General features: G+C 75.2%; 19 protein-coding genes, 2 pseudogenes and 1 riboswitch. Of the genes and pseudogenes, 13 read left to right on the top strand and 8 right to left on the bottom strand.

Features of this window, described 5'->3' with window-relative positions; all coding sequences use genetic code 11:
- Positions 1-67: 67 nt before the first annotated feature.
- The 3 genes from CLV35_RS18300 to CLV35_RS18290 are packed head-to-tail and all read right to left on the bottom strand — an operon-like array spanning position 68 to position 2,935.
- Positions 68-1,540, bottom strand: a complete 1,473-nt coding sequence (locus tag CLV35_RS18300) for a hypothetical protein (RefSeq protein ID WP_147432012.1) — start codon at positions 1,538-1,540, stop codon at positions 68-70.
- Positions 1,537-2,073 (bottom strand): SigE family RNA polymerase sigma factor, encoded by a 537-nt coding sequence (locus CLV35_RS18295; RefSeq protein ID WP_121194941.1) that lies wholly within the window; start codon positions 2,071-2,073, stop codon positions 1,537-1,539. Before CLV35_RS18295 ends, CLV35_RS18300 begins: the two co-directional genes overlap by 4 nt.
- Positions 2,074-2,119: 46 nt before the next feature.
- Complete coding sequence (locus tag CLV35_RS18290; RefSeq protein ID WP_121195017.1) at positions 2,120-2,935, bottom strand: PIG-L family deacetylase; 816 nt, start codon at positions 2,933-2,935, stop codon at positions 2,120-2,122.
- A 20-nt stretch (positions 2,936-2,955) separates the two neighbouring features.
- Here CLV35_RS18290 and CLV35_RS18285 point away from each other — a divergent pair, with 20 nt between their 5' ends.
- Both CLV35_RS18285 and CLV35_RS20660 read left to right on the top strand, forming a co-directional pair.
- Positions 2,956-4,071, top strand: coding sequence for a glycosyltransferase family 4 protein (locus tag CLV35_RS18285; protein WP_121194940.1), 1,116 nt, complete (start codon positions 2,956-2,958; stop codon positions 4,069-4,071).
- Positions 4,062-4,727: pseudogene (locus tag CLV35_RS20660) on the top strand (phosphatase PAP2 family protein); the annotation flags it as partial. The gene CLV35_RS18285 and the pseudogene CLV35_RS20660, both read left to right, overlap by 10 nt.
- A 26-nt stretch (positions 4,728-4,753) precedes the next feature.
- Here CLV35_RS20660 and CLV35_RS18275 read toward each other — a convergent pair.
- Entirely contained in the window at positions 4,754-5,728 is a 975-nt protein-coding gene (locus CLV35_RS18275) for a lysylphosphatidylglycerol synthase transmembrane domain-containing protein (RefSeq protein ID WP_121194939.1), read from the bottom strand.
- 70 nt (positions 5,729-5,798) lie between these two features.
- Between CLV35_RS18275 and CLV35_RS18270 the strand changes: the two genes are divergently transcribed.
- The 4 genes and pseudogenes from CLV35_RS18270 to CLV35_RS20935 all read left to right on the top strand — a co-directional run.
- A complete protein-coding gene (locus CLV35_RS18270) occupies positions 5,799-6,986 on the top strand; it encodes an acetate/propionate family kinase (RefSeq protein WP_231122033.1) in 1,188 nt (395 codons plus the stop codon).
- A complete protein-coding gene (pta, locus tag CLV35_RS18265; protein ID WP_121194937.1) occupies positions 6,983-9,055 on the top strand; it encodes a phosphate acetyltransferase in 2,073 nt (690 codons plus the stop codon). Before CLV35_RS18270 ends, pta begins: the two co-directional genes overlap by 4 nt.
- Before the next feature lie 36 nt (positions 9,056-9,091).
- Entirely contained in the window at positions 9,092-10,465 is a 1,374-nt protein-coding gene (locus CLV35_RS18260) for an L-serine ammonia-lyase (protein WP_121194936.1), read from the top strand.
- A 46-nt stretch (positions 10,466-10,511) separates the two neighbouring features.
- A pseudogene (locus CLV35_RS20935) lies at positions 10,512-10,691 on the top strand (FmdB family zinc ribbon protein); the annotation flags it as partial.
- A 14-nt stretch (positions 10,692-10,705) separates the two neighbouring features.
- Here the strand turns inward: CLV35_RS20935 and CLV35_RS20650 are convergent.
- On the bottom strand, positions 10,706-10,948 hold the full coding sequence (locus CLV35_RS20650) for a hypothetical protein (protein ID WP_231122049.1): 243 nt from the start codon (positions 10,946-10,948) through the stop codon (positions 10,706-10,708).
- Between the two features lie 69 nt (positions 10,949-11,017).
- Here CLV35_RS20650 and CLV35_RS18250 point away from each other — a divergent pair, with 69 nt between their 5' ends.
- Both CLV35_RS18250 and mscL read left to right on the top strand, forming a co-directional pair.
- Positions 11,018-11,767, top strand: coding sequence for an RcpC/CpaB family pilus assembly protein (locus tag CLV35_RS18250; protein WP_121194934.1), 750 nt, complete (start codon positions 11,018-11,020; stop codon positions 11,765-11,767).
- On the top strand, positions 11,764-12,150 hold the full coding sequence (gene mscL, locus CLV35_RS18245; protein ID WP_121194933.1) for a large conductance mechanosensitive channel protein MscL: 387 nt from the start codon (positions 11,764-11,766) through the stop codon (positions 12,148-12,150). The genes CLV35_RS18250 and mscL overlap by 4 nt, the downstream gene beginning before the upstream one ends.
- 18 nt (positions 12,151-12,168) lie before the next feature.
- Here the strand turns inward: mscL and CLV35_RS20875 are convergent, their stop codons facing one another.
- Positions 12,169-12,297, bottom strand: coding sequence for a hypothetical protein (locus CLV35_RS20875; RefSeq protein WP_269203933.1), 129 nt, complete (start codon positions 12,295-12,297; stop codon positions 12,169-12,171).
- 63 nt (positions 12,298-12,360) lie between these two features.
- On the opposite strand from CLV35_RS20875, the gene CLV35_RS18240 reads away from it, so the two are divergent.
- Positions 12,361-12,942, top strand: a complete 582-nt coding sequence (locus CLV35_RS18240; protein ID WP_121194932.1) for a histidine phosphatase family protein — start codon at positions 12,361-12,363, stop codon at positions 12,940-12,942.
- 101 nt (positions 12,943-13,043) lie between these two features.
- Here the strand turns inward: CLV35_RS18240 and CLV35_RS18235 are convergent, their stop codons facing one another.
- Complete coding sequence (locus CLV35_RS18235; RefSeq protein WP_121194931.1) at positions 13,044-14,099, bottom strand: C40 family peptidase; 1,056 nt, start codon at positions 14,097-14,099, stop codon at positions 13,044-13,046.
- Between the two features lie 2 nt (positions 14,100-14,101).
- Positions 14,102-14,262: riboswitch (cyclic di-AMP (ydaO/yuaA leader) on the bottom strand.
- Positions 14,263-14,406: 144 nt separating this feature from the next.
- Positions 14,407-15,186, bottom strand: a complete 780-nt coding sequence (locus tag CLV35_RS18230; RefSeq protein ID WP_121194930.1) for a metal-dependent transcriptional regulator — start codon at positions 15,184-15,186, stop codon at positions 14,407-14,409.
- 106 nt (positions 15,187-15,292) lie between these two features.
- On the opposite strand from CLV35_RS18230, the gene CLV35_RS18225 reads away from it, so the two are divergent.
- Genes CLV35_RS18225 through CLV35_RS18210 form a run of 4 tightly spaced genes read left to right on the top strand, consistent with a single transcriptional unit; the run spans position 15,293 to position 18,492 of the window.
- Complete coding sequence (locus CLV35_RS18225; protein ID WP_121195016.1) at positions 15,293-16,636, top strand: cryptochrome/photolyase family protein; 1,344 nt, start codon at positions 15,293-15,295, stop codon at positions 16,634-16,636.
- Between the two features lie 46 nt (positions 16,637-16,682).
- Entirely contained in the window at positions 16,683-17,513 is an 831-nt protein-coding gene (locus CLV35_RS18220) for a ParA family protein (RefSeq protein ID WP_121194929.1), read from the top strand.
- Entirely contained in the window at positions 17,510-17,806 is a 297-nt protein-coding gene (locus CLV35_RS18215) for a hypothetical protein (RefSeq protein ID WP_121194928.1), read from the top strand. The genes CLV35_RS18220 and CLV35_RS18215 overlap by 4 nt, the downstream gene beginning before the upstream one ends.
- Positions 17,803-18,492, top strand: a complete 690-nt coding sequence (locus CLV35_RS18210) for a UdgX family uracil-DNA binding protein (protein WP_121194927.1) — start codon at positions 17,803-17,805, stop codon at positions 18,490-18,492. Before CLV35_RS18215 ends, CLV35_RS18210 begins: the two co-directional genes overlap by 4 nt.
- The last annotated feature ends 175 nt before the right edge of the window (positions 18,493-18,667 follow it).

Below are 18,667 nucleotides of genomic sequence, written 5' to 3'. Positions count from 1 at the left end.
CTCATCCGTTTGGCACGATGGCGCATGGTGCCAATAGGTTCGCCACGATGGCGCATAGCGCCAAACGTCAGGACGAGCCTGGCGAGGGCTCTGTCGCAGCAGCAGCGTTCACACGGGCGAGCGCCGCGCGGGCCACGGCGAGTTCCCACTCTGAACGGGCTGCCGCAGTCCGCCCGTCGACAGGGAAGCTGACCTCGACCACGACGTCGCCGCTGCGCACGAGGGCGACGTCCTGCTGGCTGGGGCGTCGTCCTCTCATGAACAGCAGGTCGTCACCGACCTCGTCGGCGGCCGGCGGTCGCTCGAGGTACGCAGCGCATCCGTCAGAGAGGTGCCGACGGACGCGCGCCACGAACGACGCTGCCTCACCTGGTGAGAACTTGGACACGTTCTCGAACCCGTCGGCTCCCCTCGGGACGACGGTCGGAGCGGAGAGGACGACGGAGCGGTTCGCGGCATGTCCGTCTTCCTGGGCAGCGCAGTCGTGGCTGAAGTCGTCGAGGTTGCTCGCCGGCAGCGCGGTGCCTTCTTGCACCGTCCAGCCCTTCCCCAGGTCTGCGGCGGTGAGCATCGCTGCGGCGGGAGGGACCGCCGGGCCAGAGACCGCGCCGAAGGTCGCGGGTGCGGGTACGGGCCTGCCTGCCATCCGTGTGAGCAGCGCGGTCCCGATCTGGCGCAACAGCGCGGCGTCGGGATCGACCTTGCGCACGTCGGAGCCACCGCCCGAGCGGTTCATCCGCACGAGGCCGATCTCGTCGCCGTGGCGGACCAGGACGCGCCAGGCATCGCCGCCGGACTCTCCCATGGCGACACGCTCCTCGACGACGAAGGCGACCACCCGGTCGGTCGCGGTTCCTTCGTCGACCAAGACGCGCACGCCCTGCGCCGGCCGCGGGCTCGAGCGCGGGCGGAGGTCGACCGGCGTGCCCTCGCACATCCGGACAGCGAGCAGGTGGTCGAAGGCGCTGGAGGTGGTGCCAGGTGCGTACTGAGCCACCGAGTCGTAGACCTGCCACAGCGGCGCACGATCTGCTCGCTGGAGGAAGCCAGACGCGGTCGCGACGGCAGAGGAGCCGGGGACGCGGGTCAGCGGCGAGGCGAAGACGGCCGTGTCCTGCTGGGTGAGCACATGGGAGGACCACGTTCCGGTCAGGTCTTCAGGGTGCAACAACGCGCTGCTCGCTAACAACGGGTGAACGTGGTTGCGCGCTTGGTCGATGCCGTCGTTCTCGCCGTGGAAGGCCGTGCAGTCCGCAGGAGCGACCACCGGCGGCAGGGCAGGCGCGCTGCGACGGGTGTTCGAGTGGCCGACGAGTGCGGGTAGGCCGGCGACGACGGCGATTGTCGCGGCGATCGCAGCGACCGTCGCACCGGCGCGACGGCGGGTGCGCCGGGTCCTCTCGCGGTGGAGCGCCGCAGGTTCTAGTCGTCGACCCGGGCGCGGTGCCGCATCAGCGAGATGAGCCATCGCCGCGACCAGCAGGTCGTCGATCTCGTCCCTGGGGACGTTGTCTGGGCCCGAGCTTCCAGAGGGGTTCATCGCTCGTCTCCGGTGGTCGCTGGAAATGCGTCTCGGGGGCGTAGCAGTGCGCGCATCCGTGCGGCGCCACGACTGGCGTTCACACGTACGGCTCCGACGCTGCAGCCGAGGGTCTCGGCGATCGCCTCGTCGTCGTAGCCGGCGTAGTGCCTGAGCACGAGGACCGCGCGCTGCTTGCCCGGCAGCGTCTCGAGGGCGCGGCTCAGCTCGTCGCGCTCCCCCACCTGCGCAGCGGGGTCGCCACCGGCACCGGCCGCGAGCCGGTCGGGCAGCACGGCGGTCAAGGACTCGAGGACCCGACGCCGCCGCGAGTCCGAGAGGTGGTCGTTGACGACGATCCGGCGGACGTAGGCGTCGGGATGGTCGGTCGCCGCCACCCGCTGCCAGTTCCGGTGTGCCTTGAGCAGAGCTCCTTGGAGGAGGTCCTCTGCGAGATGCGCATCCCCCGTCAGGACGAAGGCGAACCTCAGCAGGGCCGCTGACCTGGCGACGACGTACTCGTCGAAGGCCGGCAACTGCTGAGGCTCGCTCACGTCTGCAGAGACGCCGCTCGTGCCGCGCGGATTACACCCGACACGGTCAGCGCCGACGCAGCGTGGCGAACACGTCGTCGAGGGGCTTGCCGCCGGGGCGCCGGCCGCGCTCGACGTACCACTCGCGGGCGAACACCACCCGGAAGAGCGGCCGCGGCAGGCGGAGCAGCACGGCGAGCGTACGAACGCCCGTGTCGGCGCTACCCTGGCTCGCGTGCGCGGACATCGCCGCCCGCTTCTGGCCGGCGTAGGCACCGACGTGCACCCGGTGGGTGATGTCGGCAGGGGCGGAGTAGGCGTGGGAGAAGCGCTCGGCGGCGAAGTCCGCCGGTACGCCGGGCAGGCGCGCCACCACGCGCAGCACCCGCTGCAGCAGCCGCCGGTCGACCGTCGCCTCCAGCACGACCGGCGTGCCCGCGAGCTCTGCGGCGCGCACGCCGACGGCGTGGACCTGCACATGGTCGGGGTGCCCGTAGCCGCCCGCCGGGTCGTAGACCGTCAGCAGGTCGGCGCCCTCCTCGCGCAGCAGGGCCGCCAGCGCCTGCGCGGCCTCCTCCACCGGTGCCAGCGCGAACGGCCGGGCGCCCGCGCGGGGCAGCACCGGGCGCTCCATGCCCGAGTCGTCGTAGCCGAGCCACGCCACCCGCGCGCAGCCCAGCACGCCCGCCGAGCGCTCGAGCTCGGCGGTGCGCACCGTCGCGAGCCCGTCGGCGTAGTCGGAGCTGGCCAGCCCCTGCTCCCCCGTGGTCGCCACGACCAGCACCACGCGGTGGCCCTCGGCGGCCACGCGCGCCATCGTCCCGGCGGTGAGCAGCGCCTCGTCGTCGGGGTGGGCGTGGAACGCGACCAGCGTGAAGCTCACGGCGAGAGTGTGCCGCACCGGTGAGGGTCGTCCACGTCAGCGACTTCTACCTCCCGCGCATCGGCGGCGTGGAGCTGCACGTCCGCGACCTCGCGCGGCTGCAGTCGGCCGAGGGCCACGACGTCGGCGTGCTGACCTCGACCGCCCCGGGCAGCAGCAGCGAGGACGACGGCGTACGCGTCGTGCGCCTCGCGCCCGCCGGCCCGCTGCGCCACCCCCTGCACCCGGGCGCGCTGCTGCGCGTAGGGGCGGCCCTCGAGCAGCTCAAGCCCGACGTGCTCCACGTGCACGCCGGCGGCATCTCGCCGCTGGGCGCCACGGTGGGGCGCGCGGCCGTACGCGCCGGCATCCCGGTCGTGGTCACGATGCACTCGGTGATGGCGACGCTGGCCCCGGCGTTCCGGGCGCTCGACACCGCGACGCGCTGGTCGGGCTCGCCGGTGCACTGGACTGCGGTGAGCCCGGCCGCGGCGGCCCCGCTGCGCCGGGCGCTGCGCGACCGGCCGGTCGAGGTGCTGCCCAACGGCATCGACACCGCTGCCTGGCGCACCGACGCCCCGGCCGACCGGCCCGACGAGCTGCTCGTCGTGGCCGTCATGCGGCTGGTGCCGCGCAAGCGCCCCCTCCACCTGCTGCGGGTCCTGCGCCAGGTGCGCGCGCAGACGGCCAGCGACGTGCGCCTCCGGGCAGTGGTCGCCGGCGACGGGCCGCTGCGCCCGGCCATGCAGGCCTACCTCTCGGCCCACGGGATGGACGGCTGGGTCGAGCTGGCGGGCGGGCTGCCGCGGCCCCAGGTGCGAGAGCTGCTCGCCCGGGCCGACGTGTTCGTGGCGCCGGCGCGGCTCGAGTCGTTCGGCCTCGCGCCGCTCGAGGCCCGCTGCGCCGGGGTGCCCGTCGTCGCCCGTGCCGACGGCGGCGTCGAGAGCTTCGTCGTCGACGGGGTCAACGGGCTGCTCGTGCACGACGACGCCGAGCTGGCGGCCGCGGTCGCCCGGCTGGTGGCTATGCCCGAGCTGCGCCTGGCCATGGCCGAGCACAACCGCACCACCTGCCCGCCGGTCGACTGGGCGCAGGTTCTCGGCCGGGTCGACGCGGCCTACGCGGCGGCGGCGGCGAAGGCGGCTCCGTGCGGGTGAGCGACCGGCTGGCCCGTCCCGACGGTCGGCCCCGCCTCTGGCTCGAGCTGCTGGTCGTGCTCCTGCTCGTGCGGGTCTACGACTGGGTGCGCCAGCTCTCGGCCACCCGCAGCTCCGAGGCCTACGCCCACGCCCGCGGAGTGGAGCACCTCGAGCGGGTGCTCCACCTCGACGCCGAGCACGCGCTCAACACCTGGACCACGCACCACGAGCCGCTCTCGTACCTGGCGTCCTCGTGGTACCAGTTCGTGCACATCCCGGTCACCATCGGCGTGCTGGCGTGGTGCTGGTGGCGCCGGCCGGAGCTCTACCGCAGCGCGCGCAACGCGCTCGTGCTGGTCAACCTCACCGGGCTCGTCGTGTTCTTCGCCTACCCCGTGAGCCCCCCGCGGCTGCTGCCCGGCGCCGGCTTCGTCGACGCGGTGGCCGCCGCCGGTCTCGGCACCTCGCCGGTGGGCCCGGTCAGCGCCGACCAGTTCGCCGCCATGCCCTCGCTGCACCTGGGGTGGGCGACGTGGGTGGCGCTCGTCCTCGTGCGCGCCTTCCACGGGCGCCGGCGGCTGCTGGCCGCCGCGTACCCCGTGACCACCGCGCTCGTCACGGTGGTGACGGCGAACCACTACGTCCTCGACGTGGTGGCGGGCGTCGCCGTGGGCCTGACCGCGACCGCCGTCACGGCGCGTCAGACCACGCCGCGGCGCACGAGCACGCCGAGCACGCAGGCGCCGGGCACGAGCGGCAGCCAGACGGTGAGGAAGCGGTACGCCGCCAGCGCGGCCACCGCCGAGTCGACCGAGAGCCCGGCTGCGGCGAGCCCGGCCACGAGCGCGACGTCGAGGCTGCCCGCGCCGCCCGGCGACGGGACGATCGCGCTGAGCGCGGAGACGAGCAGGTAGGTCAGCAGCACGGTCCGCATCGGCAGCGGCGCGCCGATCGAGCGCAGGACCGCGAACAGCACCAGCGAGTGCAGCACCGGCACGCTCATCGCCGCCGGCCACAGCTGCAGCGCGCGCACCGGGTCGCGCACGACCCGGTGGAGCGCCCGGTGCTCGGCCAGCATCGCGCGGGTGCCGACCCGTGCCGCGGCCAGCCAGCGGTGCTCGTGGTGCGCGCTCAGCCAGGCGCCGAGCCCCACCACTGCTGCCGTGGCGACGACGGCCGGCGCCGCCCACGGCTCGAGCGCCCGGGTCGAGCCGGCGAGCCGGGTGGCGGCCTCCTCGAGCAGGCGGTGGGGCGCCAGCGCGGCGACGACCGCGACGAGAAGCAGGTGGGTGACGGCACCGGCGCTGGTGTTGAGCGCCTGCGAGGCGCAGGCCGCCTCGCGGCTGAGGCCCAGCCGGCGCAGGAAGCGCACGTTGACGGCCAGCCCTCCTGCACCCGCCGGCAGCACGGAGTTGGCGAAGGAGCCGGCCACCTGCACGGCGAACAGCAGCGACAGCGGCGGGCGCACCGCCAGGACGCCGAGCTGGGTGAGCGTGCCCGCGACCCACATCGCGACGAGCCCGAGCAGGCCCACGAGCAGCCAGCCCGGGCGGGCGGCCAGGACGCTGTGGACGCCGCTGGCCACGGCGTGCCGGTCGAGGACCGCCAGCACGACGACGGCGACGGGCATGCTCAGGGTGAGCAGGGCGCGCAGCGACGGCACCGGCACCTGCACGCCGCCAGTGTGCCAGGCATGCTTGCCCTCGTGCCGGCGACGTGCGCAGGTGCGGGACGGAGGTTTCGACGTGGGTGACGGCGCGGCCGGTCGCGTGCTGGTGGTCAACTGCGGCAGCTCGACGGTGAAGCTCGCCGTCGTCGACCCCGACACCGGGGAGCGGCCCTTCGCCGGGCTCGCCGACCGCGTGGGCACACCGGACGCGAGCGTGCGGGTCGGCACGACGACCCGCACCCCCGACGACACGTCCCACCGTGGCGCGCTGGCGGTCGCGCTCGAGGAGCTCCCCGACGACGTACGCAGCGGCCTGGTCGCCGTCGGCCACCGCATCGTGCACGGCGGCGCGCGCTTCACGCGCTCGGTCGTCGTCGACGACGACGTCCTGGCGGAGCTGCGCGGGCTCACCGACCTCGCACCGCTGCACGTCGCGCCCGGCGTCGCCGGCATCGAGGCCGCGCTCTCGGTGCTGCCCGACCTGCCGCAGGTGACGGTGTTCGACACCGCGTTCCACCAGACGATGCCGGAGCGGGCCTACCGCTACGCGGTGCCGGAGGACTGGTACGCCGAACACGGGGTCCGCCGCTACGGCTTCCACGGCACCAGCCACCGCTACGTCACCGCGGTCGCCGCCGAGGTGCTCGACCGCCCGCTCGAGTCGCTGCGCCTGGTCTCCGCCCACCTGGGCAACGGCTGCAGCGCCGCGGCGGTGCTGCACGGCCGCTCGGTCGACACGACGATGGGCTTGACGCCGCTCGAGGGGCTCGTCATGGGCACGCGCTCCGGCGACATCGACCCTGCGGTGGTCGAGCACATGGCCCGCCGGCTCGGCGTCTCCGCAGCGGAGGTCGTCGCGCTGCTCAACCGCGAGAGCGGGCTCCTCGGCGTCTCCGGCCACCGCGACATGCGCGAGCTGGAGGCGGCCGCACTCGCCGGCGACGCGCCGGCGCAGCTCGCCCTCGAGCTGTTCTGCTACCGGCTGGCCAAGCACGTGGCAGGGCTGACCGTCGCGCTGGGCGGGCTCGACGCGCTCGTGTTCACCGGCGGCATCGGCGAGAACAGCACCGGCGTGCGGGCGCGCGTGCAGGAGCTCCTCGCCCACCTGGGCGTGCGGGCCGACGAGGGGGCCAACGCGGTGCGGTCGCAGGAGGCGCGGCGGGTCTCGGCGCCCGGCTCCCCCGTCGACGTCCTGGTCATCCCCACCGACGAGGAGCTCGTCATCGCGCGCGACGCGCGCGAGCTGGTCGGGGCCGCACGGTGAACCGCACGGTGCTGGTCGTCTCGACCGGCCACGGCGCGGGGCTCACCGCCACCTGCCTCGGGCTGGTGCGCGCGCTCGACCTCTCAGGCGTACGCGTCGGCTACCTCAAGCCGCTCGCCCAGCCGGGCGCCGACGACGGCGCGAGCGACCCGTCGACCGCGCTCGTGCGCCTCGTCTCGACCCTGCGGCCTCCGGAGTCCCTGCCGGCCGCGCAGGTCGAGCGGCTGCTGGGCTCGGGCGGCATCGACTCGCTCATGGAGGACGTCGTCGCGGGCGCGGAGGAGGTCGCCGCCGCCTCGGACGTGGTCGTCGTCGAGGGGCTCACCCCCGCGCCCGAGCTCGCCTACGCCGGGCGGGCCAACGCGGCGCTGGCCAAGGCGCTCGACGCCGACGTGCTGCTCGTGGCCCCGTGGGGCGACGGCGACCTCGAGCGCATCGGCGAGAGCATCGCGATCGCGGGCGGGCCCTTCCGCGCCGGCGAGGACGACCGGGTCATCGGCGCGGTCGTCTCTGCGGTTCCGGAGCCGACGCACGAGCGGGCCGAGCGGCTGCGCGAGGCGCTGGCCGCGCGCGGGGTGCGGCTCGTGGCAGCCGTGCCGCTGCACGAGGAGCTCGGCTGGGCGCGGGTGCGCGACCTGCGCGACGAGCTCGACCTCGAGGTCCTCAACGAGGGCGACCAGGACCGGCGGGTCAAGGACGTGATCGTGGCGGCCCAGTCGGTGCCCGCGCTGCTGCCGCTGCTGCGCGAGGGCCGCCTGGTCGTCGTGCCCGGCGACCGCCACGAGGTCGTCCTGTCGGCGTGCCTCGCGGCCATGAACGGCATCCGCCTGGCGGCGCTGCTGCTCACGGTCGGCGAGGCCCCCGACCCGCGCGTGTGGGAGCTGGCCCGGCCGGCGGCAGCCACCGGGCTGCCGATCCTGCTCTCCCGCGACTACACCTACGAGACCGCGAACGCGGTGCACGGCGTCGACCCCGGCATCCGGCCGGACGACCGCGAGCGGGCCGAGCTGGTGGCGCAGAACGTCGCCGACGCGGTCGACGACGAGTGGCTGGCGACCCTGCCGACGCGTACCCACACGCGCCTGAGCCCCGCGGCCTTCCGCCAGCGGCTCACGACGATGGCGCGCGCAGCCGACCGGCGCATCGTGCTGCCCGAGGGCGAGGAGCCGCGCACCCTGCGCGCCGCCATCCTGTGCAGCGAGCGCGGCATCGCCCGCCCGGTGCTGCTGGGCGACCCCGCCGAGATCCGGGCCACGGCCAGCGGCCTGGGCCTCTCGCTGCCCGACGGGCTCGACGTCGTCGACCCCCGCGACGTGCTCGACGACTACGTCGACGAGCTGGTGCAGGCGCGCGCGAGCAAGGGGCTGACCCCCGAGGTGGCCCGCGACTCGCTCGCCGACCGGATCGTGCTCGGCACGACCATGCTGCGCGCCGGAGCGGTCGACGGGCTGGTGGCCGGCGCGGTGCACACGACGGCCGCGACCGTACGGCCGGCGCTGCAGATCCTCAAGACGGCGCCCGGGGCCAAGCTCGTCTCGTCGGTCTTCTTCATGTGCCTGCCCGACCAGGTCGTCATCTACGGCGACTGCGCCGTCAACCCCGACCCCGACGCCGAGCAGCTCGCCGACATCGCCGTGCAGAGCGCGCGCTCGGCCCGGGCCTTCGGCATCGAGCCCCGCGTCGCCATGATCAGCTTCAGCACGGGCACGTCGGGGTCGGGCTCGGACGTCGAGAAGGTCGCCGAGGCGACACGGCTGGCGCGCCTGCGCGAGCCCGACCTCGCGATCGACGGGCCGCTGCAGTACGACGCGGCCGCCATCGCCTCGGTGGCGCGCAGCAAGGCGCCGGACTCGGCGGTCGCCGGGCGGGCGACGGTGTTCGTCTTCCCCGACCTCAACACCGGCAACACGACCTACAAGGCCGTGCAGCGCAGCGCCGACGTCGTCAGCGTCGGCCCGATGCTGCAGGGGCTGCGCAAGCCGGTCAACGACCTCTCGCGCGGGGCGCTGGTCGAGGACATCGTCTACACGATCGCGCTCACCGCCATCCAGGCCTCGATGCTCGACTGACGGCGGCCGTACGCTGCAGGGGAGGAGGCGCAGACCGTGGCCGTGAGCGTGTTCGACCTGTTCACCGTCGGGATCGGGCCCTCCAGCTCGCACACCGTCGGTCCGATGCGCGCTGCGCGGATGTTCGCCAGGCGGCTGCGCTCCGAGGGACTGCTGGCCGGCGTCGCGCACGTCCACGCCGAGCTGTTCGGCTCGCTCGGCGCCACCGGCCACGGGCACGGCACCCCGCGCGCTGTCGTGCTGGGGCTCGAGGGCTGCTCGCCGCGCACGGTCGACCCCGCGCTGGGAGCCGTGGCGCTCGAGCGGGTCCGCGCTGAGAAGCGGCTGCGCCTGCTGGGCGGAGAAGGACCGGAGATCGCCTTCGACCTCGACACCGACCTGGTGATGCACCGGCGCGAGTCGCTGCCCTTCCACCCCAACGGCATGCGGCTGCACGCCTTCGACGCCTCCGGCGCCCCGCTGATGGAGAAGACGTACTACTCGGTCGGCGGCGGCTTCGTGGTCGACGAGAGCGCCGTGGGCGCCGGGCGGGTCAAGCCCGACGACACCGTGCTGCGCCGGCCGTTCCGCACCGGCGCGCAGCTGCTGGCGCTGTGCGCCGAGAGCGGTCTCGATGTCGCCGAGCTGATGCTCGACAACGAGCTCGCGTGGCGCACCGAGGACGAGGTGCGCGCCGGCCTGCTCGAGATCTGGCGCGTGATGCGCGCGTGCATCGAGGCCGGCACGCGCAACGAGGGCACGCTGCCGGGCGGCCTGCGCGTACGCCGCCGCGCCCCCGACCTCGCCCGCGCGCTGGCGCTCGAGACCGAGAACCCGGCCAACGCGATGGAGTGGCTGACGCTGTGGGCCATGGCCGTCAACGAGGAGAACGCCAGCGGCGGGCGCGTGGTGACCGCGCCGACCAACGGCGCGGCCGGCGTGGTCCCGTCGGTGCTCATGTACTACGTCGACCGGGTGCCGGGCGCCGACGACGACGGCGTGGTCGACTTCCTGCTCACCGCCGGGGCCATCGGCCTGCTCTACAAGGAGAACGCCTCGATCTCGGGCGCCGAGGTCGGCTGCCAGGGCGAGGTGGGGTCGGCGTGCTCGATGGCCGCGGGCGCGCTGGCCGCAGTGCTGGGCGGTTCGCCGCAGCAGGTCGAGAACGCCGCCGAGATCGGCATGGAGCACAACCTCGGCCTGACCTGCGACCCGATCGGCGGGCTCGTGCAGATCCCCTGCATCGAGCGCAACGGCATGGCAGCGGTCAAGGCGGTCACGGCCGCGCGCATGGCGCTGCGCGGCGACGGCGAGCACAAGGTCTCGCTCGACCAGGTCATCGCCACCATGCGGGAGACCGGCCGCGACATGAGCGTGAAGTACAAGGAGACCGCCCGCGGCGGGCTCGCGGTCAACGTCATCGAGTGCTGAGCGCCCGGCCGGCGCCGCTGTCCCCTATCATTGGCACTCGAGTCTCGTGAGTGCCAATCGCAGAGCAGCCCCGCCGGAGGACCTCGTGCCCACGTACCAGTACGCCTGCACCGCCTGCGACCACCGCTTCGAAGCGGTCCAGTCGTTCAGCGACGACGCGCTGACCGAGTGCCCCGAGTGCGGGCAGAAGCTGCGCAAGGTCTACTCGAACGTCGGCGTCGTCTTCAAGGGCTCGGGCTTCTACCGCACCGACAGCCGCTCCTCCTCGGCCAAGGGGTCGGGCAGCTCGAGCTCCGGCGGCTCCGACTCGTCGGCTGCGTCGCCCTCGAGCAGCACCCCCGCCGCGTCCTCGTCGTCGGACTCCGGCTCCAGCTCGTCGAGCTCCTCCACCTCGTCGGCATCGTCCAGCTCGTCGACGCCCCCGACGTCGGGCACCAGCGCCGCCTGAGCGGCCCCGCTCGTCCACAGCCGGCCGCGAGCCACCCGTCGGTCGTCCACAGGGCCGCGCCCGTGCGCTGACGCGGGGGGCCGCCGGCCCCTAGCGTCCGGCGCATGCATCGTGCCGCTGCCGACGACCTCGCCCGACGAGCGCGGGCGGCGTGGAGGCAGCTGCGGCGACGGCTGCGCTGGCACCGTCGCGCGCTCGGCGCCGGCTGCCTCGGGGCGGCCGTCGCGGCCGCGCTGCTCGCCCTCGCCCCTCCTGCGCCCGCCCAGCGGCGCGCTGCCGTCGCCGCCCGCGACCTGCCCGCGGGCGCCGTCCTCGGTGCGGGCGACCTGCGTACGCTGCTCGTCCCGCCCGCGCTCGTGCCGGCCGCGGCGCTCGACCTGTCCGCGGCCGTGGGCCGCCGGCTCGCGTCCGGCGTGCGCGCCGGCGAGTTCGTCACCGACCTGCGCCTGACCGGCGCCGGACTGGTCGACGCCGTCGGCCCGGGGAGAGTGCTCGCACCGGTGGTGCTCTCCGACCCGGGCGAGGGACGGCTCGTGCGCGCCGGTGACCGGGTCGACGTGCTGGCCGCGGCCGGCGGCGGCGCGGGCTACGGCGACGAGGCGACTCCAGGCTCAGCTCCACGGCGCGTGGCCGCGGCCGCCCGGGTGCTCGCCGCGCCCTCCGGCACCGGTCCGTCCGGGCTGCTCGGCAGCGCCGCGGCGGCGAGTCCGCTCCTGCTGGCCGTCACGCCGGCGGAGGCTCTCCAACTGGTCGGCGCGGCGACCGGCTCCCGCCTGTCGCTGGTGGTCGTGCCGCGGGATGATCGGCCCGGACCGTCGCCCTGGCGGTCCGGTGACACACGGAGGGCACCATGATCAAGGGGTTCCGCGACTTCGTCCTGCGCGGCAACGTCGTCGACCTCGCGGTCGCCGTCGTCATCGGCACCGCGTTCACGGCACTGGTCACGGCGGTCACCAAGTCGCTGCTCCAGCCGCTGATCAACATCTTCCTCGGCGGCGGCGTGTCCGGCGGCACCAAGAAGTGGCACGGGCAGACCTTCGACTTCGGGGCGGTCATCAACGCGGCGCTGACGTTCCTCATCACCGCCGCGGTGGTCTACTTCCTGGTCGTCGTGCCCACCAAGAAGCTGCTCGAGCGGCTCCAGCGCGGCCAGGAGGCGCCGCCGGCGGCGGTGCCCGAGGACGTCATCGTGCTGCGCGAGATCCGCGACGCGCTGCTCGCCCAGCGCAACGGCTGAGCTGGTCGCCGTGCCAGGCTAGTCGCCGTGGTGGGGCGGCACCTCGCGGCGCAGGCGCTCGTCGTCGGCGTCGCTGGGCTCGGGGCGCTCGCCCCAGCCCTCGTCGCGCTCGTCGGTGGTGGTGTCGGGGAGCAGCGGATCGTGCATGACACCCAGTGTGCGCGACGCGCTCCCCGACGTCCCTGCCCCGCCGACGAGAGGTGCCTCCCCATGCCGACGCTGGTCCTGCTCCGCCACGGCGAGACCGAGTGGTCGCGCGACGGCCGCCACACCGGGCGCACCGACGTCCCGCTGACCGGGCGGGGCGAGCAGCAGGCGCGCAGCCTGCGCCCGGCCGTCGCGGCCTTCGACTTCGGGCTCGTGCTGGCCAGCCCGCTGGCCCGAGCCGTCACGACGGCCGAGCTCGCCGGCCTGCAGCCCGAGACCGACGCCGACCTCGTCGAGTGGGACTACGGCGACTACGAGGGCATCACCACGCCGCAGATCCTCGAGCGCGTCGGGTCGTGGGACATGTGGCACGACGGCGCTCCCGGCGGCGAGAGCGCGGCCGCGGTGGGCGCCCGCACCGACCGCGTGCTCGACCGGGTGCGTCCGGCGCTGGACGCCGGGCAGGACGCGTGCCTGGTGGCGCACGGCCACCTGCTGCGGGTGCTCACGGCCCGCTGGCTCGAGCTCGAGCCGGCGGCCGGGAGCGGCTTCGTGCTCGACACGGGCACCGTCGCCACGCTGGGCCGAGAGCACGGCCGGCCGGCCGTCACCGCCTGGAACGTGCCTGCCCGCGCCTGGGCCTAGCGGCCGGGCGCGGACGCACCGACGCCCCGCAGCCCAGGACGGGCGGCGGGGCGTCGGGTCGCGGGACCAGGAGGGGGGTGGTCCCGCGCGGTGGCGTCGGGTCAGGCGACCCGGCCGTAGCTGACCGACGAGGTCCAGGCCTTGTTCTTGCCGACCGGCTTGCCGGGGTGGCTGGCTTCGTACCAGTAGCCACCCCCCGCGTAGATCGCGACGTGGCTGGTGCGGCCGTGCTTCGAGACGAAGACGAGGTCGCCGGGGCGGACCTGCGAGCGCGAGATCTTCTTGACCTCGCCGCGGATGGCGCCCGAGGAGTGCGGCAGCGAGACGCCGAGCTGGCGGAAGACGTAGCTCACGTAGCCCGAGCAGTCGAAGCCGCGGGGCGAGGTGCCGCCGTAGCGGTAGGGCCCGCCGGCGTTGTGCCGGGCGGCGGCGAGGACCAGCTTGCCGAAGGCGAGGCTGCCGGGGCCGTTCTCGAGACGGACCGAGCGGCCGCTGTCGGCCTTGGCGACGACGCGGTCGGAGCTCTTCGCCGAGCTCTTCGCGGTGGTGCTCTTGGCGGTGGTGCTCTTGGCGGCGGTGCGGGTGCGGACCGGGCTGGTCGAGTGCGAGCCCACGCCGAGCGCGCGCCAGGTGGCGGAGTCGACGACCCCGGTGACCTGCAGGCCCGCGGCCCGCTGCAGCCGCGCGACGGCCCGCGAGGTCGCGGTGCCGAACTTGCCGGTCGGCTTGACGCCGAGGCGGCGCTGGACGAAGCGGACGGCGCCGCCGCGGGCCTTGCCGTCGAGGGACGGGTGGCTCGTGACCACGCGCGTCACCGAGGGCGAGGCCTTCAGCAGCGAGGTGTGCGCGGCGACGGCCGAGCGGGCGCCGGTCGTGGTCGCGTGCACCAGGCGGGCCGAGGAGTGCGAGCCGGGGGCCGCGTGCGCGGCGCCGGCGCCGACCACGGGGGCGGCCAGGGCGGCGGCGACAGCGGGGACGACGGCCGCGCGGGCAGCGGTGCGGCCGGCGGTCGAGGGCCGGCGGTGGGCGCCGGCGCGGCGGCGGCCGCGCGGTTCGGCGGGAGTGCGAGAGGGCAGAACAGGTGCCGGGACCACCTCGATGAGGTGGTCGGAAGGTGTCCCCAGGGCGAGCGGGCGCACGACGACGGCAGACGACACGCGTAGTCCTTCTCCGACGCCTGCGAGGTGAGCTGTCGGGTTCGGGTGGAAGAGTCACCCGGTCGCTGTCGCGACTTCACCCCAAGGACGCTCCGAAGAGCGCCCACATCACGTGGGTCCCCCGCTCCTGCCGAACGGTCGCTCGAGACGGCCCTGCTTCCGCCCGGGGCAGGACTCGGCGTCCGACCGGAAGCGCCTCCGCCGGTTGGTGGAGGCACGTCGGAGGTTACGGGAGGGTCACGGCCCGCGTCCAGAGCCCCGGGGTGTTTGCGCGTCGAAGTGGCGCACGCCACAGTTCACCGGCGTTTCACCCCCGCGACACGGACGCCGCCTCCTCGAAGCCCGCGTCGGCGAGCCCGGCCTCCTCCAGACCTGCACCGGCCGGCACGTCGAGCGGCATCGAGCCCGCGGCGACGAAGACGTGCGCCGCGATGGCGTCGGTGAGCTCGGCGCTCTCGCCGCCGGAGGCCACGAGCACCCCGGTGGGGGTGCGGCGCACGGAGACGACGGCGCCCGGCTGCACGCCGATGCGCCGCAGGACCGCGAGCGCGTCCGGGTCGTGGACCGGCTCGCCGAGCCGGCGCACGACGACCGAGCGGGTCTCCTCCGAGACCGCGGCCGAGGGCAGGGGCACCAGCCCCTCGCGGAAGGCCTCGTGCGGGTCGGCGTCGCCGAGCTCGTCGAGCCCGGGGATCGGGTTGCCGTAGGGCGAGTGCGTGGGGTGGTCGAGCAGCTCGAGCAGGCGGCGCTCGACGGCCTCGCTCATGACGTGCTCCCACCGGCACGCCTCCTCGTGGACGTGCTCCCAGTCGAGGCCGATGACCGAGACGAGCAGGCACTCGGCGAGCCGGTGCTTGCGCATGACGCGCATGGCCGTCGCCTGGCCGACCGCCGTGAGGACCAGCCGGTTGCCCTCGCCGAGGTCGACCAGCCCGCCGCGCTGCATGCGCGAGACCGTCTGGCTGACCGTCGGGCCGCTCTGGCCGAGCCGCTCGGCGATGCGCGCGCGCATCGGCGGCACGCCCTCCTCCTCGAGCTCGTAGATAGTCCGGAGGTACATCTCGGTCGTGTCGATGAGGTCGCTCACGCCTACAAGTGTGCTCTGTCCGGACAACCCCCGTCCGGTGTGCCGAGCCCGACGTGCTGCGCGGGACGCGGGGGCCTAGCGTCGGGGCGTGGCGAAGGCGAGCGTGATGTGGTTCCGGCGCGACCTGCGCGTGCGCGACAACCCCGCGCTGCGGGCCGCGGTGGCCGACGGCGAGCAGGTGGTCCCGCTGTTCGTCGTCGACCCCGCGCTGTGGGGGCCGTCGGGCGACGTGCGGCGCGCCTGGCTGGTGCGCTCGCTGCACGCGCTCGACGAGAGCCTCGACGGCGCGCTGGTCGTGCGCCACGGCGACCCGGCCACGGTCGTACCCTCCGTCGCCGCCGAGGTGGAGGCGGGCGCGGTGCACGTCGCCGCCGACTTCGGCGTCCACGGCCGTGCCCGCGACGCCGCCGTCGAGCAGGCGCTGCGCGCGAGCGGCGACCGCGCGCTCGTGCGCACGGGCAGCCCCTACGCCGTCGACCCCGGCACCGTGGTCAACGGCTCGGGCGAGGGCTACCGCGTCTTCAGCCCCTTCGCGCGCGCGTGGGCGCAGCACGGCTGGCCGGCGCCGGTCGCCTCGCCGCGCAAGCCGTCGTTCGCACACCTGCGCGGCGACGGCGTCCCCGCGGAGCCGGACATCGCCGAGGTGGAGCTGCCTCCGGTCGGCGAGCGCGCGGCCCTGGCCAGGTGGCGGGCGTTCCGCGACGGCGCGCTGCGCGACTACGCCGACACCCGCAACCGGCCCGACCTCGACGGCACCTCGGCGATGTCCGCGCACCTGAAGTACGGCGAGGTGCACCCGCGGACCCTGCTCGCCGACCTGGCCGGGTTGCCGGGCAAGAGCCCCACGACCTACCGCAACGAGCTGTGCTGGCGCGAGTTCTACGCCGACGTCCTCTGGCGGCAGCCCGAGAGCGCCCGCCGCTCGCTCAAGCCGGACATGGCCGGCATCCAGCTCGACGAGGGCGCCGACGCCGACCGGCGGTTCACGGCCTGGGCGCAGGGGCGCACCGGCTACCCGTTCGTCGACGCCGGGATGCGCCAGCTCGCCGCCGTCGGGTGGGTGCACAACCGGGTGCGCATGGTCGTCGCGTCCTTCCTCGTGAAGGACCTGCACGTCGACTGGGGGCTGGGCGCCCGCCACTTCATGCGCGGGCTGCGCGACGGCGACCTCGCGAGCAACAACCACGGCTGGCAGTGGGTGGCGGGCACCGGCACCGACGCGGCGCCTTACTTCCGCGTCTTCAACCCGGTGACGCAGGGCAAGCAGTACGACCCCGACGGCGACTACGTCCGCCGCTACGTGCCCGAGCTGCGCGGCGTGCCGGGCAAGGCGGTCCACGAGCCCTGGCTGCTGCCGGGCGGGCTGCGCGAGGGCTACCCCGAGCGCATCGTCGACCACGCGGCCGAGCGGCTCGAGGCGCTGCGCCGCTACGAGGCGACCCGCTCCTGAGCGCGCCTGCCCGCGTCGGCACCGCGCGGGCCCTAGGCTCCGCTCGGTGATCGTCATCTCCGTCGTCAGCCTCAAGGGCGGCGTGGGCAAGACGACGGTGACCCTCGGGCTGGCGGGCGCGGCACTGCGCCGCGGCGTACGCGTGCTCGTCCTGGACCTCGACCCGCAGTCCAACGCCTCGACCGTGCTCGATCCGGACGCCGCGGCGCTGACCGCCGCCGACGTCCTCGACCAGGCGCGCTCCGGCGCCGTCGCGGCGGCTGCGGTGCCGAGCGGGTGGGGGGCAGACGTACGCGTCGTCGTCTCCGAGACCTCGCTGTCGGCCCGCGAGGCGGCCGGCGACCGCGACCCGCTGCGGCTGCGCCGCGCGCTCGGGCGCCTCGACGCCGGCTACGCCGACGGCTCCCCCGCCCCGGCGCTGGTGCTGCTCGACTGCCCGCCCGCGCTCGGGCACCTGACGCGCAACGCGCTGGCAGCGTCCGACCGCGCGCTCGTCGTCACCGAGCCGGCGCTGTTCGCCCTGCACGGCGCGGCCCAGGCGCTCGACGCGGTCGAGGCGGTGCGGCAGGGCTCGAACCTGCGGCTGGCCGCGGCGGGCATCGTCGTCAACCGGGTGCGGCCGCGCTCGGCCGAGCACCGGCACCGGCTGGGCGAGCTGCGCGAGGCCTTCCCCGAGCTGCTGCTCGAGCCGCCGGTGCTCGACCGCAGCGCGCTGCAGCAGGCTGCCGGCGCCTACCTGCCGGTGCAGGCGCTGCGCTCGCCGGGAGCCCGGGAGGCGGCCGCCGCCTTCGACGCGCACCTGACCCACCTGCTGGGCACCGACCTCGGCTCGGGACCGCTCGCGGGGCGCTCGTCCAGGAAGGCAGGTCGCAGGTGACCGACCCCCGCCCGAGGCCGGCGTTCCGCACCGGCGCCGGCGGCACCGCCCGCCCGGCCCCGGAGCGGCTCACCTCCTTCGAGGCGCAGCTGCCGCCAGCCCGCGAGACGACGCGCGACCGGCCCACCGAGAAGCCCGACAAGCGCCCGAAGAAGGGCAAGGACGAGGTCGTCACGCTGACGGTCCGGCTGCCTCGCTCGCTGCGCAAGAGGCTGCGTTCGCAGGCGGAGGCCGCCGGGTACACCGCCGAGGACGCGACCTACCACCTGATCCGGAGCTGGCTGCAGCGATGAGCGCACCGAGCGAGGCACGACCCGGAGCGGCGCAGTGGGTGCCGGCGGGGGTTGGCCTCGACGGGCTCCGCTCGGCCGCCCCTGCCTGCCGCGGCTGCGAGCTGTGGGAGCCGGCCACCCAGGTGGTGTTCTCCTCCGGCTCGCCGACCGCGCGGGTCGCCCTGGTGGGCGAGCAGCCGGGCGACCAGGAGGACCGCGCCGGGGAGCCTTTCGTCGGGCCGGCCGGCCGCCTGCTCGACGAGGCGCTCGACGCGGCCGGCGTCGCGCGCACCGACGCCTACGTCACCAACGCGGTCAAGCACTTCCGCTTCACGCAGTCGGCGCCGGGCAAGCGGCGCATCCACCAGTCGCCCGACCGGGTCCACGTGGAGGCGTGCCGGCCGTGGCTGGGCGCGGAGCTCGCGGTCGTCGACCCCGAGGTGGTCGTCTGCCTCGGCGCCACGGCCGCCAAGGCACTGCTCGGGCCCTCCTTCCGGGTCACGAAGAGCCGGGGCCAGCTGTTCCCGCGGCTCGTCGCCGACGAGGGCGAGGCCGCCGCGGTGCAGTCGGGCTGGCTGATGGCCACCATCCACCCGTCGGCGGTGCTCCGCGCCGGGGTCGGCACGGATGACGCCGAGGCCGCCCGGGCGCAGGCGTTCGACGGGCTGGTCGCCGACCTGCGCGTGGTGGCCGCCGCCCTCGCCTGACCGACCAATGCAGTGGCGGATCCGGCGCGCACGACGTACGGTTCTCGTACACGGGAAGGGAGGTGGTTCGAGACTTTGAGTAGTTATCGGACTCGTGAGGTGGCTGCCAGCTAGCCACGACTCCCGGGCAACCGGTCGCAGGCGCGGCCGGCTATACCCAGGCAGTCACCGGAAC

It is taken from the genome of Motilibacter peucedani, assembly GCF_003634695.1.
Classification (GTDB): domain Bacteria; phylum Actinomycetota; class Actinomycetes; order Motilibacterales; family Motilibacteraceae; genus Motilibacter; species Motilibacter peucedani.
This window is presented reverse-complemented; position numbering and strand designations above follow the sequence as displayed.

Bases quoted from the DNA above. Each gene is read 5' to 3' on its own strand.
- CLV35_RS18300 (WP_147432012.1), bottom strand. From the start codon at position 1,540: ATGAACCCCTCTGGAAGCTCGGGCCCAGACAACGTCCCCAGGGACGAG.
- CLV35_RS18250 (WP_121194934.1), top strand. From the start codon at position 11,018: ATGCATCGTGCCGCTGCCGACGACCTCGCCCGACGAGCGCGGGCGGCG.
- mscL (WP_121194933.1), top strand. From the start codon at position 11,764: ATGATCAAGGGGTTCCGCGACTTCGTCCTGCGCGGCAACGTCGTCGAC.
- CLV35_RS20875 (WP_269203933.1), bottom strand. From the start codon at position 12,297: ATGCACGATCCGCTGCTCCCCGACACCACCACCGACGAGCGCGACGAG.
- CLV35_RS18240 (WP_121194932.1), top strand. From the start codon at position 12,361: ATGCCGACGCTGGTCCTGCTCCGCCACGGCGAGACCGAGTGGTCGCGC.
- CLV35_RS18225 (WP_121195016.1), top strand. From the start codon at position 15,293: ATGTGGTTCCGGCGCGACCTGCGCGTGCGCGACAACCCCGCGCTGCGG.
- CLV35_RS18210 (WP_121194927.1), top strand. From the start codon at position 17,803: ATGAGCGCACCGAGCGAGGCACGACCCGGAGCGGCGCAGTGGGTGCCG.